Origin of the sequence: Pseudomonas brassicacearum, assembly GCF_918698105.1 — a bacterium.
Classification (GTDB): Bacteria; Pseudomonadota; Gammaproteobacteria; order Pseudomonadales; family Pseudomonadaceae; genus Aquipseudomonas; species Aquipseudomonas brassicacearum_F.
Window position 1 is genome coordinate 1 of sequence record NZ_CAKKMI010000023.1, and the last position, 20,214, is coordinate 20,214.

A 20,214-nucleotide genomic window follows, 5' to 3' on the forward strand; every position below is an offset into this window, starting at 1 on the left:
GGGCATGGGAGCTCTGATGGCAGGTTCGAATCCAATGCGGGGTAATTTAGCGCAATCCGTGGATTCTGTTTCAGAAGATGTCCGTTTGTAGCGAGGCGCTTGCTCCAGCCAGGCTGTCCTGTAGGAGCTGCCGAGCGAAGCGAGGCTGCGATCTTTCCAAGGCCAGTTGAGTATCAAATGAAGATCAGAAGATCGCAGCCTTCGGCAGCGCCTACAGGGTTCAGCGGGAGCAGATGCCCTCGCCATAGGACTTCCACAGGTCAGGCCATCTCGACAATTTCCCAATCTCGTCTATCCTTAGATAGCACTGTGCCACTATTTTTACCAAAACCGGACGACTGGTCCTCAAGACGGTGCCGGCTTTGCAGATAACCAGTTATTCGCAAATAACCTGTTAGCAACACTGTTCAAGGACCGAACCATGACGTCGTATTCTCACGGTCATTCCCTTTCCCAAACACAACCACGCATTCTCTGGAGCACCGTGCTGGTGGCCATTGCCGCGAGCATTGGCGTGCTGGCGCTCAATGGCGCGAGTGGGCAAAACGTCGGTCTGAGCGTGGCGATCCTGGCCTTGGGCGTCGGTGCTGGCGTATGGAGTGCGCGCTCGCAACGTCAGCAGCTCGACAACGCCGTCGCCGCCACCATGGCCCGCCACGACCTACAGGCCAGCGAACACCTGGCCCATAAAACCAGCGGGCAACTCAACGAAGTCATCCTCGGTGCCATGCCGATCTGGGCCAAGCAGGTCGAAAGTTCCCGGCAGCAGACCGAAACCGCAATCGTCTCGCTGACCAGCCGCTTCACCGGCATTTCCTCGCGCCTGGAAGAGACCGTGCAAGCCTCGCAACTGGCCGCCGGTGAGCTGGCCGGCAGCAGCAGTGGCGGTGCCGTGCAGGTGCTGGCCCAGAGCGAAAGTGAGCTGGTCAAGGTCATCGATTCCCTGAAGGCCACCCAGGCCAGCCGCGATGAAACCCTGGCCCAGGTGCGCAACCTGACGGCCTATACCGGCGAGCTGCGGACCATGGCCGCCGATGTCGCGGCGATTGCCGCGCAGACCAACCTGCTGGCCCTCAACGCCGCCATCGAAGCCGCCCGTGCCGGCGAGGCCGGGCGTGGGTTTGCCGTGGTGGCCGACGCCGTGCGCAGTCTCTCGAGCAAATCCAGCGAGACCGGCCAGCAGATGTCGGCCAAGGTCGACATCATCAACACCGCCATCACCCAACTGGTGCATGCCGCGTCCAGCGGTGCGGACCAGGACAGCCATTCGGTCAGCACCTCCGAGCAAAGCATCCAGCAGGTGCTGGAGCGCTTCAAGAGTGTCACCGGCCGCTTGGCCGACTCGGCGGACATGCTGCAGCGCGAGAGCTTCGGTATCCGCGATGAACTCACCGAGGTGCTGATCAGCCTGCAATTCCAGGATCGGGTCAGCCAGATCCTCAGCCACGTGCGCGACAACATTGAAGACCTGCATGTGCACATGCAGCAGGCCAGCCAGTCGCCCGAACAGGCTGTTTCCATCGACGCCCGCCAATGGCTGGCGCGCATGGAAACCACTTACGCCACCGACGAGCAACGCCGCAATCACCACGGCGACTCGGGCGCGCAACAGACTTCACAGGAAATTACCTTCTTTTAGGAGCGCCGTTCATGGCTAAAAGTGTATTGGTTGTCGACGACTCCGCGAGCGTTCGGCAGGTGGTCGGCATCGCGTTGAAAAGTGCCGGCTATGACGTGATCGAAGCCAGCGATGGCAAGGACGCACTGGGCAAGCTCAATGGCCAGAAAGTGCACCTGATCATCAGTGACGTGAACATGCCCAACATGGATGGCATCACCTTCGTCAAGGAGGTCAAGAAGCTGGCCAGCTACAAGTTCACACCGATCATCATGCTCACCACCGAATCCCAGGAATCGAAGAAACAGGAAGGCCAGGCCGCCGGAGCCAAGGCCTGGGTGGTCAAGCCGTTCCAGCCGGCGCAAATGCTGGCGGCGGTATCCAAGCTGATTCTTCCTTGATGGCCGGAGGCTCCCATGCCGTTGCAATACGAAACACACGATGACACCGCCCAGGTGCACATCGACGGCGAGCTGACGATCTACACCGCCGCCGACCTGGCCGCGCAATGGTTGCCGCACCTGGGCGCCACGCCGCGTATGGCCCTCGATCTGTCGCAGATCACCGAGATGGACGGCGCCGGCCTGCAACTGCTGCTGATGGTACAGCGCGAGGCCGCCAAGGCCGGCACCCAACTGACATTGACCGGCCAAAGCAAGGCCGTCACGGAAACACTTGCCCTGTGCAACCTGGTTGCCTAGGGCTGTTGCAATACGTCGGACACGACAAAGGATATGAGCGTGAGCATCAATCTCGATCAGGCACAACAGACCTTCATCGTCGAGGCACGGGAACAGTTGCAGGCGATGGAAGAGTCGCTGCTGCAACTGGAAACCGACCCCGGCGACGATGACGCCATTGGCGCGATCTTCCGGGCGGCGCACACGATCAAGGGCTCGGCCGGGTTGTTCGGCCTGGAACCGATCGTCAGCTTCACCCACATCGTCGAAGACGTGCTCGACCGCCTGCGCAACGGCAGCGTCGAGGTGGACGCCGGCCTGATCGCGGTGCTGCTCAAGTCCAGTGATCACATGCTGGAACTGATCAACGTGGCCGCCAACCAGGGCGGATCGCTGCCGCCACCGGCCCTGCAACGGGAAGTGGAGCTGTGCCAGATCCTGCAGGAGTACCAGGCGCCCTCGCCGACCGCGGCCCCGACGCCAGCCCCTGAAACCATAACCAGCGAACCCGGCGAAACGCGCCTCTGGCACATTTCCCTGCGCTTCGGCCAAGACGTGTTCCGCAACGGCATGGACCCGCTGTCGTTCCTGCGCTATCTGCAAACCCTGGGTGACATCGTCGACCTCACCACCTTGACCGACGCCCTGCCCGCCGTCGATGCCTGGGACGCCGAATCCTGCTACCTGGGCTTCGACATCGCGTTTCGCTCGGCCGCCAGCCACGGGGCGATCAACGAAGTGTTCGATTTCGTCCGGGAAGACTGCGTGATCGAGATCGTTGCCCAGGATGACGACATTGCGCCGCCGGCCAACACCGGCCTGGTGACCACATCGCCGGAACCGGCCGAGGAAACCACCGCGCTGGTCGCCACCGGCGAGTTGCTGTCCGACCAACGCAAGACCCCGCGCATGCCCGCCCAGATCGCCAGCGACAAACAAGCGGTGACCAGCGACAGCAAGGCCAAGGACGGCACCTACGTGCGGGTCAATGCCGACAAGCTCGACGAGCTGATCAACCTGGTGGGCGAACTGGTCATCGCCAGCGCCGGTGCCAGCCTGCTGGCTCGCACCTGCAACAACGATCCGTTGCAGGAATCCACCTCGACGGTGTCGTCACTGGTGGAGGAAATCCTCGACGGCGCCCTGCGCCTGCGCATGATCCCCATCGGCGAAACCTTCAACCGCTTCCGTCGGGTGGTGCGCGATGTCAGCCAGGAACTGGGCAAGGACATCGACCTGATCATCAGCGGTGCAGAGACCGAGCTGGACAAGACCGTGGTGGAAAAAATCGGCGATCCACTCATGCACCTGCTGCGCAACGCCATGGACCACGGCATTGAAACTGCCGAAGCACGCCTGGCCGCCGGCAAACCGGCCAAGGGGCACCTGCACCTCAACGCCTATCACGACTCGGGCAGCATCGTGCTGGAAATCGCCGACGACGGCGCCGGCCTGAACCGCGACCGGATCCTGGAAAAAGCCCAGGAACGTGGCCTGGTGACGCCCGGCGCGAGCCCGACCGACCAGGAAATCTACAACCTGATTTTCGAACCTGGCTTCTCCACCGCCCAGGCCGTGACCAACCTGTCGGGGCGTGGCGTGGGCATGGACGTGGTCAAGCGCAACATCACCCTGCTGCGCGGCACCGTCGACCTGGACAGCCAGCCCGGCAAGGGCACCGTGGTGCGCATCCGCCTGCCGCTGACCTTGGCGATCATCAATGGTTTTTTGGTGGGCATCGGTCAGTCGACTTATGTCATTCCGCTGGACATGGTCCAGGAATGCATCGAGCTGAGCGAAGACGATGGGCTCGCCAGCCGCGAACAAGGCTACCTCGACCTGCGTGGCGAGGTGCTGCCGCTGGTCTACCTGCGCGATCACTTCAGCCACGAAGGCCCGGCCGCACGCCGCCAGAACGTGGTGGTGGTGCGCTACGCCGAACTCAAGGCCGGGCTGGTGGTGGATGACTTGCTGGGTGAATTCCAGACCGTAATCAAGCCGCTGGGCAAGCTGTTTGGTGCCCTTCGCGGCATCAGTGGCTCGACCATCCTGGGCAGTGGCGCCGTGGCGTTGATTCTCGACGTACCGGCGCTGCTCACCCAGATCGCCCAAGTGGAAAACCGCTACACACCGACTCAATTCCAACAAGCCAACGCTCGCTGACGCTTTAGCAATTCCATGGAGAGGTACTTCCCAATGAAATGGTTCTACGATCTTAGAATCGCCACCAAACTGATCACTTCATTTCTTGTGGTGCTGGCGCTGACAGCCCTCATGGGTGTGTTCGCGATCATCCAACTGGGCGAAGTGAACGGCACCACGGTCGAGATCCGGGAAAACTGGATGCCGTCCATGCGCGCCGCCTCGGGCATGCGTTTCTACGGGGCAAACTATCGCCTCAAGGAAAACCGCCACATTACCGCCGACTCCGAACAGGAGCGCACCACCACCGAGCAAGAAGCGGACGAGGCCAAGAAAGCCTTTGAAACGCGCCTGGCGACCTACGAAAAGCTGCTGTCCAACGCCGAAGACCGTCAACTGTTCGAAACCACCCGCAATGACTGGAACGCTTACCTTGAGGTGAGCAAGGACCTGTTTGCACTGTCTCGGCAAAACCTGACCGAACAAGCCCATGCCCTGCTCAAAGGCGAGTCCAAGCGTCGATTCGACCTGATAACCACCGACCTGCAAAAGCTGGTGGAACTCAATGATGTCGGGGCCGGTGCAGCCAGCGAACGCGGTAACGCGCTGTTTGAAAAATCGCGCCTGTCGATCATTGCCGTACTGGCTGCCGCCCTACTGGTGGGCCTGGGCCTGGCGCTGTTCATTTCGCGGATTATCTCTCGCCCCTTGAGACAGGCCGCCACCGTCGCCGAGCAATTGGCCGAAGGCAACCTGAACGCCAAAATCGAGAGTGGCTCCAAGGACGAAACCGGCATGGTGCTCACCGCCATGCAGAACATGGTCGGCAAGCTCTCGCACATCATCGGCGAAGTGCGTAATGCCGCAGACAACCTGGCCAGCGCCTCCGAAGAAGTCAGCGCCACCGCGCAATCGATGAGCCAGGCCACCAGCGAACAAGCGGCCAGCGTCGAGGAAACCAGTGCCTCCATCGAGCAGATGAGCGCCAGCATCAACCAGAACACCGAGAACGCCAAGGTCACCGACGGCATGGCCAGCAAGGCCGCCAAGGAAGCCACCGATGGCGGCGAATCGGTGCAGCAGACCGTGGTGGCGATGAAGAAAATCGCCCAGCGCATCAGCATCATTGACGACATCGCCTACCAGACCAACCTGCTGGCGCTCAACGCTGCCATCGAAGCTGCCCGCGCCGGTGAACACGGCAAAGGTTTTGCCGTGGTCGCCGCCGAAGTGCGCAAGCTGGCCGAACGCAGCCAGGTGGCCGCCCAGGAAATCGGCGAGCTGTCGTCCAGCAGCGTCGACATGGCGGAAAAGGCCGGGAACCTGCTCAACGAGATGGTCCCGTCGATCAACAAGACCTCCGACCTGGTGCAGGAAATCAGCGCCGCCTCCGAAGAACAGGCTGCCGGTGTCGCGCAGATCAACACCGCCATGACCCAGCTCAACCAAGTGACCCAACAAAACGCCTCCAGCAGCGAAGAACTGGCCGCCACCGCCGAGGAAATGAGCAGCCAGGCCGAACAGCTGCAACAGGCCATGAGCTTTTTCACCTTGGACACGCCGCCCAAGTCTGCCGTGCAAGTTGCCAGGGTCGATAACACCCCAGGCTCCTCCGGCCGCAAACCGGCCCGGGCACCGGCACCGATCATGCCCAAAGCGTTTGCCTACAACATGGCTAGCGCCCCGGACGAATCGGAATTCACCCGGTTCTGATGGCCCGGTTCCACTGGCTTGCTTAAAGGAGAAAAAGCAATGGGCGCCATCGCGACCACCCGTCAAACCGCCCTCGCGGTCGAGGAAGAAGCGCAATACCTGACGTTTATGCTCGGCACGGAGATGTTTGCCATCGGCATCCTGTGCATCAAGGAAATCATCGAGTACGGCAACCTCACCGTGGTGCCGATGATGCCGACCTTCGTGCGCGGGGTGATCAACCTGCGTGGCGCGGTCGTGCCGGTGGTGGACCTGTCGGCTCGTTTCGGTCGGCCGAACTCGGCGATCAGCCGCCGCAGTTGCGTGGTGATCATCGAGGCATCCAGCGCCGACGGCCAGGCCCAGGACATCGGCCTGTTGGTGGACACGGTGTCGGCAGTGCTGGAAATCCCGGCCTCGCAGATCGAGCCGCCACCGAGCTTCGGCGCGAAGATCCGCGCCGATTTCATCAGTGGCATGGCCAAGGTCGATGGCAAGTTCGTCATCGTGCTGGAGGTGGACCGCGTGCTGTCCATCGACGAAATGTCCCAACTCGCCGAAGCCAGCCCGAACGCGCTGGAAGTGGATGCCCCGTGAACGCCGATACCTGCAAGGAACGCACGCTGAACGCCCAGGCGCTCACTGATCGAGAGTTCGGCCAGTTCCAGTCCTGGCTGTACCAGGCCGCCGGCATCAGCCTGTCCGAGGCCAAGAAAGCCCTGGTAGCCGGGCGTTTGTTCAAGCGTCTCAAGCACTATGGGCTGGACAGCTACGGCGAGTATTTCAAGCTGATCATGAACGGCCAGCGCACCGATGAGTTGCAGGTAGCGCTGGACTTGCTCACCACCAACGAGACTTACTTTTTCCGCGAGCCCAAGCATTTCGACTTCCTGCGCCAACACGTACTGCCCCACGCAACGCCAGGCAAGACCTTCCGCCTGTGGAGCGCGGCCAGTTCATCGGGGGAAGAGCCCTACAGCTTGGCCATGACCCTGGCCGAAGGGCTGGGCACCACGCCTTGGGAAGTCATCGGTTCGGACATCAGCTGCCAGGTGCTGGCCAAGGCGCGTTCCGGGCATTACCCGATGGAGCGCGCCCGCACCCTGCCCCAGCCGCTGCTGGTGAAATATTGCCTCAAGGGCACCGGCAGCCAGCAAGGCACGTTCCTCATCGACCGGGCATTGCGCAACCGGGTCAACTTCATCCAGGTCAACCTCAACGACACCTTGCCGGAGCTGGGAGAGTTCGATGTGATCTTCCTGCGCAACGTCATGATCTATTTCGACCAGCCCACCAAAAGCAAAGTGGTCGCCCGCTTGCTGCCTCGGCTCAAGCCCGGCGGCTATTTCATCGTCAGCCACTCGGAAAGTCTCAACGGTGTGTCCGATGCGTTGAAACTGGTGGCGCCATCGATCTACCGCAAACCATGAACGCCGCCATCAAGGAAGTGGCCGAGGTGTACCTGGCGCCAGGTGAGTTTCGCTTCGCCACCTGCCCGACCCGCCTGCGCACGATCCTCGGCTCTTGCGTGGCGATCACGCTGTGGCACCCGGCACGCAGGATCGGCGCCATGTGTCACTTCATGCTGCCCAGCCGGGTGCGCTGCTCCACCGCACTGAACGGCCTCTATGCCGACGAAGCCATCGAACTGTTCATCCGCCAGGCCCGGGCCCACCACACCGAACCCGAGGACTACCAACTCAAGCTGTTCGGCGGCGGCGAGATGTTCCCCGAGCTGCAACGCCACGTGCCCTACGGCGATGTGGCGCGGCTGAACGTCAACGCCGCACTGGAAATGGCCGCCCTCTATCGCCTCGACCTGATTGCCCAGGACATGGGCAGCACTGGCCATCGCAGCATCATCTTCGACCTTTGCAGCGGCGATGTGTGGGTCAGGCACCAACCTATAAGGACCCGGCACTGACCATGTCAAAAAAGATCAATGTACTGCTGGTGGATGACTCTGCCGTGGTTCGCCAGGTATTGCTGGCGATCCTCAGCGACACGCCGGACATCCACGTCATGGGCGCGGCGGCCGACCCGATTTTCGCCATGGACAAACTGGCCAAGGAATGGCCCGACGTGATCGTGCTGGACGTGGAAATGCCGCGCATGGACGGCATCACCTTCCTGAAAAAAATCATGAGCGAGCGCCCCACACCGGTGGTCATTTGCTCGTCCCTGACGCCCCGAGGCGCGGAAACCACCTTGCAGGCAATGGCCGCCGGCGCGGTGGAAATCATCACCAAACCCACCACCGGTCTGAAGAACTTTTTGTTGGAATCGGCACCGGAACTGGTGTCGGCGATCCGCGCCGCCGCCCAGGTCAACGTGCGCAACCTGGGCAAGCGCCCCGCCCCGATCGCGCTGACGCCGGCGACCAAACTCACCGCCGACGCCATGCTGCCCGCCGCCAACGGCCACGCCATGGCGCAGACCACCGAACGCATCGTCGCCCTGGGCACCTCCACTGGTGGCACCCAGGCCCTGGAAGCGGTGCTCACCGCCCTGCCGCGAGTGTGCCCGGGCATCGTCATCGTCCAGCACATGCCGGAAAAATTCACCGCCTCGTTTGCGGCCCGGCTCAACAGCCTGTGCCAGATCGAAGTGCGCGAGGCCCGCAACAACGACCGCATCCACCCGGGCCTGGCGCTCATCGCACCAGGCGGCAAACACATGATGGTGACCCGCAGCGGCGCGTTCTATCACGTGCAGGTAGTGGACGGCCCGCTGGTCAACCGCCATCGCCCTTCGGTGGATGTGTTGTTTCGCTCAGTCGCCAAATTCGCCGGCCGCAACGCCACCGGCATCATCATGACCGGCATGGGCGACGACGGCGCCCGCGGCCTGAAGGAAATGCTCGACGCAGGCAGCACCACCGTGGCCCAGGACGAAGCCAGCTGCGTGGTCTTCGGCATGCCCAAGGAAGCGATCAAGCTCAATGCTGCGCAACGGGTGATGGGGCTGCAGGAGATTGCGCAGGTGATTCTGCATCGATAGCAAGGGAGTGACATCAAGCATGCCCGGCACGCGCCGAACGCTGTGTGACCGGGCGCAGTGCCGCAGAGTCGGGCAATGAAGCGACATGGACCATACGTGACGGGAAAGCAAACTGCGTGTCCAGCTCTGCAACCGCTTCCATGATCTTCAGATTGATCCTCTGCTGGACGTCCATGTAGACGTTGTAACTGGCGTCCAGAACGATATACACCGTCTCGAATTCCAGGGCGCTCTCGCCAAAACTTCTGAAATGACACCGATCGAACCGGGCTTGGTCTTCATGCCTGATGATCGCTTCAACCCGTTGCGTGATCTGCCTGATCTGTTCGGTTGAACAGTCATAAGTCAGGCGAAATTCGAAGACAATCCGACGCTCCTGCAGCCGTTTGTAATTCTGGATCGTGCTGCCGATCATATCGGCGTTCGCCATGACAATTTGTTCACCCCCCAGACTTCGTATGCGTGTCGTCTTCAGGCCAACGTGCTCCACCGTACCGGCAAGCGAACCCACCACGATGAAATCGCCCACCTCGAATGGCTTGTCAACGGCAATCGACAGCGAGGCGAACACATCGCCAAGAATATTCTGCACCGCCAGCGCCACAGCGATACCACCCACGCCAAGGCTCGCCACGAAGGCCGTGATGTTAACGCCAACGTTGGACAGCATCGCGAGTAAAATCACCGCCCACAGGAGCACCCGTGCGCCCCAGAGGCTCAGGGTCGCCAAGGCGCTTGCCTGGAATGTCCCGTTCGCACCATGGACAGAAAAATAGCGATGCAGCAAAAGCGCCAACGCTCGGTTCGTCCATAAGCCGACCTGCAACGCGGCGACCACAAACCAAAGGCTGCTGACACGACTGAGCCAGCGCTCAGGCAAATCCAGTAGGCCTACCCCGACCAGAATCGCCGCCAATAACAACAGCGTGTTACTGGTCGCCGACAGCACTTGGCTGGCAATGTAGCTAAGATGGCCATTGCCCGCCCTCGCCCTTGCCTGGATTCTCCTGAAAACGAAGCGGATCGCGGTTCTTGCCAACACGTAGCTGAGCACAGCCGCGCAAAATGCAAGGATCCAGCTGGCCAACGAAATACCTAGCACCGTGTACCCGGTGAAAAATCCCTCAAAACCCTCAATCATTGCTTACCCCTTGAAGTCCTGCGGCTGCGCATGAGTCATGGGCGCCGCGCAAGGTAAAACACCGCTTGATCCATTGCGCAAATCAAGTGGCCTGTTGGGGATTAGTCGTTATGGGCACCGCAGTGTTCAATGAAATCGTCACGTCGTCGCCAGCAGAAAGCACCAACGACCTTTGCCTATACCGGTGAAATCGTCGCCAGTACGCCGATCAACAGGGTCAGCGCCAAAAACCCACCTAAAAAAATCGCCATCTTCGTCATGAGTACTCCTGGACCCCAAAAATTGCAGTACACGGCCCGCCCGCCAGGCTAACCGCGTGGCTATTCTGGGGTGGGGCCTGGGCTCGTTACAGAGGCACCTGAGACAGGAAAGTACGGATCAGACGAACGCCCCCAGACCAGCACCGGACGCGCTCGATGCGATCAACCTGGGACAGAACCGCGACCAGAAACGACGCAAGACCGGAAAAACTCGGTGAGGTAGATCGCTAACGGTTTGCGATCACAGCTATCATTGGCGCTCGCCCTTTTGACAGGCGATGTCGCAGGCCACCCTCAAGGATCCAGGTATGACTTTTCTGCCGTCACGCTCCACCCTCCTCGTCTCCAGCCTCCTGCTCAGCTCCCTGTGCTTTGCCGAAGGCGAGCCGGCGGACGGCAGCCTCATCAAGGACTCGACCAAAGCCGCCGTTTCAACCTTCATTACCGCCGGCAAGAACCTGCTGGGCGGCGTCAGTGAGGGCGTGCTCGATGGCCGCGAATCGGCCCAAGGCACCGATGGCGCCGCGATCGTTTCCTCCGGCGAGCAAATGAAAGACCGCATCGCCGTTGAAGTGCTGAAGCTCGAACCCAGCGACGACAACGTCAGCATCACCCTCGGCTTCAAGAACAGCACCGACACCCAACTGCGCGTGGTCAACCTCGGCCAGACCGGCGTGCTGCTGGCCATCGACCAGGCGGGTTACTCCAACCGCCTCACCGGCCTGGACAACCCGGATGAAGTCACCATCCCGCCAAAGACCGCCGTGCGCCAGAAGTTTGTTTTTGAAGGCATGAACGAGGCGGTCAGTTCGGTACGGATGTGGGGGCAGGACTATTCGGTCAAGAAATAGGCAAGCGTGCCTGGTTCTCGCCATGGGCTTGCTGACGGCTTGCGAATACGGTGCGGAGCCGGACCCGCTGAAAAACGCCCTGCTCGACGCCCCATCCGAGCTCGTCTTCAAGTGGAAAAAGTTGTAGGCGTAAACGCAACCTGTGGCGAGGGAGCTTGCTCCCGCTGGGCTGCGCAGCAGCCCCAAAAATCGCGCAGCAGAACAAAGGACTCATTGATAAACCCCAAGCTCAACCCGGGTCAGGTAATCCTCCACTACCTTGAAACCCTGCGCGTTATCGATCAGTTCCAATGGCACCTGACCGTCCAGGTACATGCAGGGTTTTCTCAACCAGTCTTCAGCCAACCGTTGGCTGCCGAAAACATTGGCGGCGTGCTCCAAGACCTTGGCGTATGGGATTCCAGGCATCGATCTGTCCTCACGATATAGAACCAAGATAAGCGTGCCGGATGCCACGCTGAGCACTGAGACAGAGCAGATCGTAAGGCCGGTACTTCCGAAGGCCAACCCTAAAAACTTGTCAGAGAGTTCTGTGGTTTATCCTAAAGCGGTCGCCTGTCTGTAGGACGGCGTTTCGTGATTCCCCATCCAGCGTCATTGCCTACACCCACGTCAAAATCAACCGACTTTTGCCCACTCCCCGGCTCAAGCCTCAACGCCAGCACACTCATCAACACAATCACCGCCCCCACAATAACCATCGCTGAGGGGCGCTCGGCCAGCACCAAAGAAGCCATCAACATCGCCGTGGGCGGTATCAGGTAAAGCGCCATGGAAGCGCGGCTCACCTTGCTGTGCGCCAGCACGTAAGCCCAAGCAAGGTACGCCAACGCGCTGGGAAAAATACCCAGAACCAACACCGCCAGATTCACCGAAGCCGAAGCCTGTCGCGCCGCGCTCAACATCCCCGGCGCAAAAATGAACAACAAAACTGTGCCCGACCAAACGGTGTAGCAAACCAGGGTCAAACCGTCATAACGATGGGCATGGCGCTTCTGCAAAGCGAAATACAAACTCCAGGACAGCGCCGCCAACAGGATCAATAGCCCATGGGCGTCCATGTCACCCAAGCCACGATCCCCCGCGACCACCACGCCAGCGCCAAGCAAGCCGCACAGTACACACCCCCACTGCCAACCGCTGACTCTGTCCTTGAAGACAAAATGCGCCAGCAGCGTGCTGAACAACGGCGTGGACTGGGCCAGCACACTGGCCGCCCCGGCACTGACGCCCCGCTGGCCGTAATTAAGTGCGATGTGGTGCAGGCTGACAGCAAAGAAACCCAACACCGCCAGCAACGGCAAATCCCTGAGACGCAGCGAGGAAATACCCTTCACCATCGCCACAAGCGCCATGAACACTGAAGCGATGAGAAACCGCATCAACGCTAGCTGCCCAGGTTCATAAGCCTGCAAGCCAATACGAATACCAATCGGCGAATAGGCCCAGCAAACGATCACCAACAGCGTCGCCAGGACAACTTTCACACCGGTTTTGCCGGAGGACCCTTCAACCAGCGCAAAACGCGTTTCCATCTAAAGTTCCTGCTCACCGGCCGATTTGCCTCGAAGTATCGAAACCACCCCATCTCAGCACAAGTGACTTAAACTCAGCCCATCATTCACTTTTGGTGAGCTATGGAACTGTCCCAACTGCGCATGCTCAAGACGGTCTGCGACACCGGCAGCATCGCCCGCGCCGCCGAAGTGCTGCACTGCGTGCCGTCCAACATCACCGCACGCCTCAAGTCCCTGGAACGGGAACTCGGCACGCCTCTGTTTTTCCGCGAAGGTCGCGGGCTGCGGGTCAGCCCGGCAGGCGAAGTGTTTCTGGAGTACGCGATAAAAATACTGAGCCTGACGGAAGAAGCCCGCCGCGCAATCGCCCCCACCCGCGCACCGAGTGGCCCACTGCGCATAGGCGCAATCGAGTCCAGCGCCACGGGCCGCCTACCTCAGTTGCTCGCCAAATACCACGCGCAGTATCCGCAAGTGTCACTGGAACTGAGCACCGGCACCTGGGCGCAGTTGCTGGACGATATCCAACATCACCGGCTCGACGGCGTGATCGTCGCGGTGGACATCGAACGGCCTGGACTCAAGCGAGCGGTGATGTACCGCGAAGACCTGGTGCTCATCGCCTCCGAGTCCCACGGCCCGCTGCGCAGCGCCGCCGATTTGCAAGGCAAGGCAATCTTCATGTGGCCCACGGGCTGTCCGTACCGCTTGGCGCTGGAACAGTGGCTGCTGCGTCATGAGCAAGTGCGACCGATCACCAGCATTGCCAGTTATGGTGCCATCGTTGGTTGTGTCAGCGCGGGGGCGGGTGTGTCGCTGGTACCTCGGGGGATCTATGAGCAATACCGCCAGGGGGCTGGTTGGACGGGGTATGAGTTTCCTGAGCTGACGGGGATTGATAACCTTTTTTACTGGCATGAAAACGCTGGGAAACATCCTGCCAGGGAGGCGTTTTTGACGATGCTGCAAACGGAGTTCGAAGGCTAGTTGCACCCCTCTCCCCTGTGGCGAGGGAGCTTGCTCCCGCTGGGCTGCGCAGCAGACCTAAAGCTAACACCTCGGTTTGTTGATGGTTTTGAATCAGCCGAGCCGTCCATGTCAGACCCCTCCCGCAAAAAACGATCGCAACTCCTACGAAGCTTTAGGAACCCATCACCTTCCCCACCCAATCCGACAAAATCTATAGTGATGCCCATCGCTCAATGGCGATCAGGTTTGGCGACCTGAGGATCGAGTGCGAAAGTACTGCGTTTTTTGCAGAGGCTTTGGCACACTTGCACGACTGCCCGTTACGGCAGTTGTGCGTGGGAGGCCTTCGGGTCTGCCGGTTTCCGATCCCGGTTCGCCAACCTGCGTACAACTGCCACCCAATTGTTTGGCGACGATTGAGTGGTTAAAAACCTCATTAGATCGGAGTTTTTAACATGGAAAGATATGTCCCCATCACCGGCATCGACTGCACTCCTGCTTCTCTTCTCATTGATACACAGGCCCCACTTGATGTTCTGCATGCGACAGCTGATTACCGCATCCGTGTGGTGACCCAAGTACTGGAGAACATTGCATTTCGCTCTGAAATTGCCAGCGATACGGTTGTGCTTTCGGACTTTGCACAGCTTTTGGTGATTCCGCTACGCGATGGGTGTGACTTGCTAGAGGTGATTGGTCGGCGGCTTCAGGCGCAGGTCGAAAACTGACGGAACGACGGGCGCCTGAAAGCGCCCGTTTTACGTAATTAGAGGTGGTATCTGCACCGAACCTCAAATCTTGCTACCTAGTTCAAAGGTTCCAACCGGCAGAGATCGGCCAGAATCTGCCTCCCAGAAAGCTAATGCGGAGCGGTCACTCGTCAAACAAGGTCCAGCCATGGCAAATGCCGACAAAGTCCTTTGCCGTAAAAAATAGTGTCAGTTCCTCTGGGTCAAATTCTTTGTAGAGCCAGTGCCCAGGAATTGGGCCTCTCGTTATCACGTATTCCAAGCGGTATTTTTGAACAGGTCCAAAACTGAAGGAGCGTGAGTTCAACTCAAACCTGTCACCTCTGTCGAGCGCCCATAGCTTTTCAACAAGGCAATCATCAAGCACCACCTCTCCAGCTATCTCAATGAGATGCTTTGAATGAAGTTTCTTTTGAAGCCTAACGCTTCTGGCCATACATCAACCTACCTATGAACAGTCCGGGCATCGGCATAATAATACTGGAACATGAAGATGACCGCTTTGGGTCGGTTAGCGACGGCTTGACTTCGACCGTCGCTATGCATAGTCAAACCTCAGTTTGTTCCGCCATCTCCAGGGCGTCATCGACCTCAATCCCCAGATATCGAACGGTGCTCTCCAGCTTCGTATGGCCGAGCAGCAGCTGAACCGCCCGCAGGTTCTTCGTCCTGCGATAGATGATGATGCCTTGGTACGTCTCATTGTGTGAGTGCCATACATGGCTGGATCAAGGCCAACGGCTTTCACGCAGTCTTTGACGATACGAGCGTATTGACGAGTGAATAGATGGTTTGAGGTATGCAGCCGGCTAGGGAAAAGGCGGTCCTCGCTGCGTAGCTTGGCCTGATGTATCCAGGCTGCGACAGCAGACCGTGTTTGTACAGTAATCTCGAACTGCACTGGCCGCTGCGTTTTCTGCTGCATCACCATGGCTCGTAAGGATAGGTGCTCGCCGTGGGCGACGTCGCGCACGCGGGGCTTGTTTAAGTCGCAAGCTCGAAGCTTGCTGTCGATAGCCAGATCGAAGAGAGCCAGATCCCGAGTTTTTTCTGCAATTTGAAGTCTTACTCGGATGGCCCAGATATCTCTCAGTCGTAGCGGGGGTTTCTGCCCGACCAATTTTCCTTTGTTCCAGGGCTGACGGCTGCGGGTAGCGATGATTTTCATGACATGTCCTCCACGTGTGTAGGGACAAGGATGGTTAACCAGAGCAACGCTCGCTAACGGCCATATTGCGGACGCCCGAGATGGCCATTTCTGACCAGCACCACAGGCGGCATAAGCCTCTAACCAAGAGGCGACTCTTTTAATCAGTGTGCGCTATCACCACTCATCGGTTTAGATTTTTTGGACTCACGTACTCCCTGTACGTTGTGGCACGATCAGCTGTGCCAAAATGCCATTATCACGGATAGGGTGAGCACGATGATCAAAGGGTTGGATAAGTTGCAACGCGATTTGAAACAGGCGCAGATAGCGCTTAAAGAACTAGACGGCACTCTTTGTACGATCAATTTTGATCCTTTCGATCCTGCTAGCATTGAGCATGCAATACAGGAAGTCAGCGACACTATTGATCAGCGCGTTGGAACTTACGCAACCAATCCCTTTGTAGTACCTCTAATTGAAGGCATGAAAGAAAATTATCGCGCTCGTATAATTGAGCAGGCAGCTGAAAAGCGTCTAACAGGGGAAAGCAAATGAGTTCCTCTGATATCTTTACCCAGATTAATAACTGCGTATTAGACCTGCAGTCCTCCCAGCCCCAAACATATGAAACACCGTTGAAGAAACTCGCGCGGCTTTTATCTAGCTCCGAACTCGACCCCGTCAATGCTGTCTTAACGAAGAATGCAGACCTCGAAGCTTTTTTAGCTAAAAGCGAAGCTACTGGCGGAAGTTTTGCTGGCAGTCATCGACTAGCGTGGCCGGATGACGACAAGCTCAAGCTTGGCTTGACTATATTGCTGATCCAGAAACTTGCCGCTGATCCGAATTACGCATTAAACTTTGGATATCACTTCTTCAGCAATGGTAGTAAGAAGATGATTTCCGGCTTTCACGCTTTTGTCGCTCAAGTGATAATACCCTTTGCAAGGGATTATAAGTCTCACGTCAAAATTAGCAATGCATCATTAACCAAATCTATTGCTCTATCTAATAAGGTCTTCATCGTGCACGGTCATGATGATGGGGCTAAACATATGCTAGCTAGGTTTCTTAACCGATTAGGATTAGAGTCGATCGTTCTTCAAGAGCAACCTGATCGCGGCAGAACTATCATCGAGAAGTTTGAGCAGTCCGCAGAGGTCGGTTACGCCGTTGTACTGCTAACGCCAGACGATGTCGGCGGGTCTGTAAAGACAGATGCCCCCTCGGCACGGGCGCGGCAGAACGTGATTTTCGAGCTAGGATATTTTGCCGGTAAGCTTGGCCGAGGCCGTGTATGCCTCCTTAGAAAAGGTGACGTGGAGATTCCATCTGACCTTTTCGGCGTCGTTTACACGGAGCTTGATCCGCACGAGGGATGGCAAAAACGGCTTGTTATGGAGATGAAAGAGGCGGGTTTAGATTTCGACGCTTCCAAGCTATTCTCCTGACGGTTTAGCATATGTGATAAAAATAGAGTAGGCGCTAGTAGTTAACTGGATCTCCAGAAGGTTAGCCTCGTGTATAGGTAGCTCCTGAACACTTCTGTCCATGGTGCTACAGCCGCATTTAGTCGGAAGCGGACATCGTACAGCTGCAAAATTCGGGTCAGACCACATTTTCAACAATGGATGTCTGACCCCAGTTTACGCTCTCAATTTTTCGAGTGGAGCTGACGCTCTTACCAATCATGGAACAATCATGGAACAATTGTGAACTACGTTGATACTGCGTTCAGACAACTCGCTCTCGCGTGGAAGCTTTACGACTACGCACTTAATGGAAAGATCAATCTCGATGAATTAGATCGCCCGCTGACATTTCAAGGTGGTGGCATGATTCTAGTACTGCCGGATAAAGTTTTAGATACCCCTGACGACTTAATCTTGGCTCTACAGAACAATCTGGTAATCACATTTGGCGCAGCAGCAATCACGCTTAACCGTTGTCGAGAGGAAGCAGGACATGAGCTTTCTGCTGAGATTATTACTGAAACCGATCAGTTCATCGGAGTCGCGTATCAAATCCGTAACGCGTTCGCTCACGACATTGCCGAGCCACGTTGGAACATCAACAGAGTCCGTTATGCTCGACTCTACGAATTTGGCGGAATACGCATAGACCTAACGGACGTCGGCAAGAAAAGATTCGAGTATCAAGACATAGGTGGGCCAGACGTACTTTTCTTATTGAAGAAATACGCAGAAACTCATCTTTGGCCCTAACGTTTGTTCCTATAAGTAGGCTCCGCTCTCAAGTCGAGAGAAAGTCGGGCTCAGACCACATTTAAAAAGATGGTGGTATGAGTCCGATTTTCGCAGATAAAACTTCCAGTGTTTACTATCTTGCCACAGCCCAGCAAGGCTTCATTTAGGTCGCCTTTAAGCTTTGCTAAATAGCAGCGATACGCCCCGGCAGTGTTCAGGTAGGTTGGCGGGCCAGTGCCATCCCATAGACAGATCGAGGTGAAGATGCTGCCCCGCCTGTGCTGAATAGCCTAACGAGAGAGATGATCCAATGAGCGCTCCTTTACTATCGTTTCTCTAACGAGTTGGGTCCCGTTGACCCGCACTGTGGAGAATTCGTGATATTCAACCTCTTCAGGATCTTCCTTCGACAAGTCGGTCACAGGAATATCCAAATGAACGCACAGACTTTCAATTTCAGCCAGAAAGTTTGTTAATTGACCTAATGGCATGTCGCGGACATTTACCAAACCAACCTTTTCAAGGCGCTCTATCTGGAAGATGGTATCCCTTGAGAGCGAAAAATACTTTTTGTCCACATCTTGGAACTGCTCTTCAGTCAGCGACGTCTTGAATTTTTCTATCGCGTGCTGGCGCGCGCTGATCTCGGCTATCGCTTGGTATGTACGTCGAAGCGCACTGAATCCTTTATCGATATAAATTGTGGTGAGTATACGCCCCTGTGCGGACAGAGGTTGACCAGGCCGGTATCGATCCATCTGACCTCGTCGCTCGGCTTTCCTTCTTTTGTCGCGACTTGCTTGAAACGGAATGGCAAATACTTGTGGAACGCCGGTGAGGATAAGCATACCTGCGACGAATAAAAAGGTGTAGGCAAGACCTCGTAGGCCCTGAACCCACCAACGCTCAGCGTAGAACATGTCCCTCATGACGCCTGATTTAGTTTTGTCTTCAGAGCTCCGTACATCTATGCCTGAAGTGCCGGCGACTTTGCCAATGGGTACGATTTCAGGTTTGGTTGCCTCGTTGCCTAGAACCAGAAGATTAAGTGTTAACGATTCGCCAGGCTCAACGATGATGGGGCCGAAATGAACACTGTTGCCATCCCGAGCGAGTTCGATGTTTTTCGTGATGTAGGTGCTATCGGATTGAACCGTAGGTTGCTCAAGTAACTGCCCATTTTTCAGTGTCAAACCCACCGGATCCCGGTCGTCATAGTCGCCTTTTCGAACTTCGGAATTGCCTTCGTTCCTCAAAACTACGGTCATGACCCAGAGATTTTTTTGCCCGCCACGCAGGCTTTCACCCGCGTATGAGATGTCCAGTCCACCGATGGGCTGGTGGATATCAAACACCTTTGTTGGCTGCGAAACGGTGAAGACGAGATGCGGCTTCTTCTCATAAAAGAACCCGGTATAGATAGCCAGTCCGAATCCTACAAGAGCCAGCAACGCCATAAAGCCTTGCCCCTTGATTAACGACCACATTTTCTTCATGAGAATCCCTTGAGGAGTTACGACCTTCTTCCTGCCGGACGAGGCTTGTCTTGACAAACTCTTGCATTGGTTCCGTAGCAGGCAGGCATGCTGCGGCTTTCTATGCGGTTTCGCAACATTGCCAAGCTGCGCTTTTTCGCAGTGTTAGCCGGAAAATTGTATGTGATGCCCTCGGTAGGAATCCACAGATAACCTCCATGCTAGTTTTTTAGGCGCTTTTAAATGAAAGGATTAGAAAAAAACTTTCGGGCTACGCGATGAGCGCAACATTTAAAATGTTCTTGGCCGATCAAGGTGAATACCCCTAGGTCTCATGTACAAATCTGACTGGCTGCCGGAGTGTTCGCTTCGGGTCGTTTGTAGCCCTTCGAGACAGGCAGTAATCGGTCCACAGCAGACGGTCACGACCGACCGCTTTATGGCCGTAAGCGGCCTCTCAGCAACGACCGCTCTCGGCCCAGAGTGTGTAAAAACGCTTCGTCATAATTGAGGTGTGCGCATCTACGTGAAGTCTGAAATTTATCGGCACGTCAGCAAATGTGGATTTCGCGTAGAAGCGCGATTTTCAGTCCGTTTTTGAGTACCTGCCTCGCTCAAAAACGTTTTTACACAGCCTCGGCCAGAAGCGGTCGGCTAGCCTCTTTTTTTGGGCGTCATATCGGCTTGGTGAGAGACCATTGCGATTGATGTCAAACTCACATTACCCTTTGGGTTGAGTGCTGTGGAAATGGCGAGTCGCATT

The 20,214-nt window shown here is 57.3% G+C and carries 21 protein-coding genes and 1 pseudogene; 16 read left to right on the plus strand and 6 right to left on the minus strand.

Annotated features, from left to right (window positions below; genetic code table 11):
- The first annotated feature begins 727 nt into the window (after positions 1-727).
- The 9 genes from LQ215_RS11375 to LQ215_RS11415 are packed head-to-tail and all read left to right on the plus strand — an operon-like array spanning position 728 to position 9,132.
- Positions 728-1,639 (plus strand): methyl-accepting chemotaxis protein, encoded by a 912-nt coding sequence (locus LQ215_RS11375; protein WP_436839570.1) that lies wholly within the window; start codon positions 728-730, stop codon positions 1,637-1,639.
- 11 nt (positions 1,640-1,650) lie between these two features.
- Positions 1,651-2,019, plus strand: coding sequence for a response regulator (locus LQ215_RS11380; RefSeq protein ID WP_003203044.1), 369 nt, complete (start codon positions 1,651-1,653; stop codon positions 2,017-2,019).
- A gap of 15 nt (positions 2,020-2,034) precedes the next feature.
- On the plus strand, positions 2,035-2,319 hold the full coding sequence (locus tag LQ215_RS11385; protein ID WP_214511964.1) for an STAS domain-containing protein: 285 nt from the start codon (positions 2,035-2,037) through the stop codon (positions 2,317-2,319).
- Positions 2,320-2,358: 39 nt separating this feature from the next.
- Positions 2,359-4,461, plus strand: a complete 2,103-nt coding sequence (locus LQ215_RS11390) for a chemotaxis protein CheA (RefSeq protein WP_230149771.1) — start codon at positions 2,359-2,361, stop codon at positions 4,459-4,461.
- A 33-nt stretch (positions 4,462-4,494) separates the two neighbouring features.
- Entirely contained in the window at positions 4,495-6,153 is a 1,659-nt protein-coding gene (locus LQ215_RS11395; RefSeq protein WP_230149773.1) for a methyl-accepting chemotaxis protein, read from the plus strand.
- Between the two features lie 39 nt (positions 6,154-6,192).
- Positions 6,193-6,729, plus strand: coding sequence for a chemotaxis protein CheW (locus tag LQ215_RS11400; RefSeq protein ID WP_060741651.1), 537 nt, complete (start codon positions 6,193-6,195; stop codon positions 6,727-6,729).
- Complete coding sequence (locus tag LQ215_RS11405) at positions 6,726-7,562, plus strand: CheR family methyltransferase (protein ID WP_230149775.1); 837 nt, start codon at positions 6,726-6,728, stop codon at positions 7,560-7,562. Before LQ215_RS11400 ends, LQ215_RS11405 begins: the two co-directional genes overlap by 4 nt.
- Positions 7,559-8,056 carry a chemoreceptor glutamine deamidase CheD gene (gene cheD / locus LQ215_RS11410; RefSeq protein WP_230149777.1) on the plus strand — a complete coding sequence of 166 codons (498 nt, stop codon included), beginning with the start codon at positions 7,559-7,561 and terminating at the stop codon, positions 8,054-8,056. Before LQ215_RS11405 ends, cheD begins: the two co-directional genes overlap by 4 nt.
- A 2-nt stretch (positions 8,057-8,058) precedes the next feature.
- Positions 8,059-9,132, plus strand: coding sequence for a protein-glutamate methylesterase/protein-glutamine glutaminase (locus LQ215_RS11415; RefSeq protein ID WP_230149779.1), 1,074 nt, complete (start codon positions 8,059-8,061; stop codon positions 9,130-9,132).
- A gap of 13 nt (positions 9,133-9,145) precedes the next feature.
- Here LQ215_RS11415 and LQ215_RS11420 read toward each other — a convergent pair whose 3' ends face one another.
- Complete coding sequence (locus LQ215_RS11420; protein WP_230149781.1) at positions 9,146-10,273, minus strand: mechanosensitive ion channel family protein; 1,128 nt, start codon at positions 10,271-10,273, stop codon at positions 9,146-9,148.
- 129 nt (positions 10,274-10,402) lie between these two features.
- Between LQ215_RS11420 and LQ215_RS11425 the strand changes: the two genes are divergently transcribed.
- Positions 10,403-10,585: a hypothetical protein gene (locus LQ215_RS11425; RefSeq protein ID WP_230149783.1), complete on the plus strand. Its 183-nt coding sequence runs from the start codon at positions 10,403-10,405 to the stop codon at positions 10,583-10,585.
- Positions 10,586-10,841: 256 nt separating this feature from the next.
- Positions 10,842-11,384, plus strand: a complete 543-nt coding sequence (locus LQ215_RS11430; RefSeq protein ID WP_230149785.1) for a hypothetical protein — start codon at positions 10,842-10,844, stop codon at positions 11,382-11,384.
- A gap of 210 nt (positions 11,385-11,594) precedes the next feature.
- Here the strand turns inward: LQ215_RS11430 and LQ215_RS11435 are convergent, their stop codons facing one another.
- Entirely contained in the window at positions 11,595-11,792 is a 198-nt protein-coding gene (locus LQ215_RS11435; protein WP_230149794.1) for an MbcA/ParS/Xre antitoxin family protein, read from the minus strand.
- Positions 11,793-11,926: 134 nt separating this feature from the next.
- Positions 11,927-12,919, minus strand: a complete 993-nt coding sequence (locus tag LQ215_RS11440; protein WP_230149797.1) for a DMT family transporter — start codon at positions 12,917-12,919, stop codon at positions 11,927-11,929.
- Positions 12,920-13,021: 102 nt separating this feature from the next.
- Here LQ215_RS11440 and LQ215_RS11445 point away from each other — a divergent pair, with 102 nt between their 5' ends.
- Together LQ215_RS11445 and LQ215_RS11450 are read left to right on the plus strand one after the other, a co-directional pair.
- Positions 13,022-13,888 carry a LysR family transcriptional regulator gene (locus tag LQ215_RS11445; RefSeq protein WP_230149799.1) on the plus strand — a complete coding sequence of 289 codons (867 nt, stop codon included), beginning with the start codon at positions 13,022-13,024 and terminating at the stop codon, positions 13,886-13,888.
- A 437-nt stretch (positions 13,889-14,325) separates the two neighbouring features.
- Positions 14,326-14,598 (plus strand): hypothetical protein, encoded by a 273-nt coding sequence (locus LQ215_RS11450; protein WP_092167261.1) that lies wholly within the window; start codon positions 14,326-14,328, stop codon positions 14,596-14,598.
- Between the two features lie 145 nt (positions 14,599-14,743).
- On the opposite strand, the gene LQ215_RS11455 is transcribed toward LQ215_RS11450, so the two are convergent.
- Both LQ215_RS11455 and LQ215_RS11460 read right to left on the minus strand, forming a co-directional pair.
- A complete protein-coding gene (locus LQ215_RS11455) occupies positions 14,744-15,055 on the minus strand; it encodes a hypothetical protein (RefSeq protein WP_033028124.1) in 312 nt (103 codons plus the stop codon).
- Positions 15,056-15,167: 112 nt separating this feature from the next.
- Positions 15,168-15,787, minus strand: a pseudogene (locus LQ215_RS11460) (tyrosine-type recombinase/integrase).
- 258 nt (positions 15,788-16,045) lie between these two features.
- On the opposite strand from LQ215_RS11460, the gene LQ215_RS11465 reads away from it, so the two are divergent.
- The 3 genes from LQ215_RS11465 to LQ215_RS11475 all read left to right on the plus strand — a co-directional run bounded on the left by LQ215_RS11465 (position 16,046) and on the right by LQ215_RS11475 (position 17,994).
- Complete coding sequence (locus LQ215_RS11465) at positions 16,046-16,324, plus strand: hypothetical protein (RefSeq protein WP_230149807.1); 279 nt, start codon at positions 16,046-16,048, stop codon at positions 16,322-16,324.
- Positions 16,321-17,220, plus strand: coding sequence for a TIR domain-containing protein (locus tag LQ215_RS11470; RefSeq protein WP_230149809.1), 900 nt, complete (start codon positions 16,321-16,323; stop codon positions 17,218-17,220). Before LQ215_RS11465 ends, LQ215_RS11470 begins: the two co-directional genes overlap by 4 nt.
- 261 nt (positions 17,221-17,481) lie before the next feature.
- Positions 17,482-17,994 carry a hypothetical protein gene (locus LQ215_RS11475; protein WP_230149811.1) on the plus strand — a complete coding sequence of 171 codons (513 nt, stop codon included), beginning with the start codon at positions 17,482-17,484 and terminating at the stop codon, positions 17,992-17,994.
- Positions 17,995-18,266: 272 nt separating this feature from the next.
- On the opposite strand, the gene LQ215_RS11480 is transcribed toward LQ215_RS11475, so the two are convergent.
- Positions 18,267-19,472 (minus strand): hypothetical protein, encoded by a 1,206-nt coding sequence (locus tag LQ215_RS11480; protein ID WP_230149813.1) that lies wholly within the window; start codon positions 19,470-19,472, stop codon positions 18,267-18,269.
- Positions 19,473-20,214 lie beyond the last annotated feature (742 nt).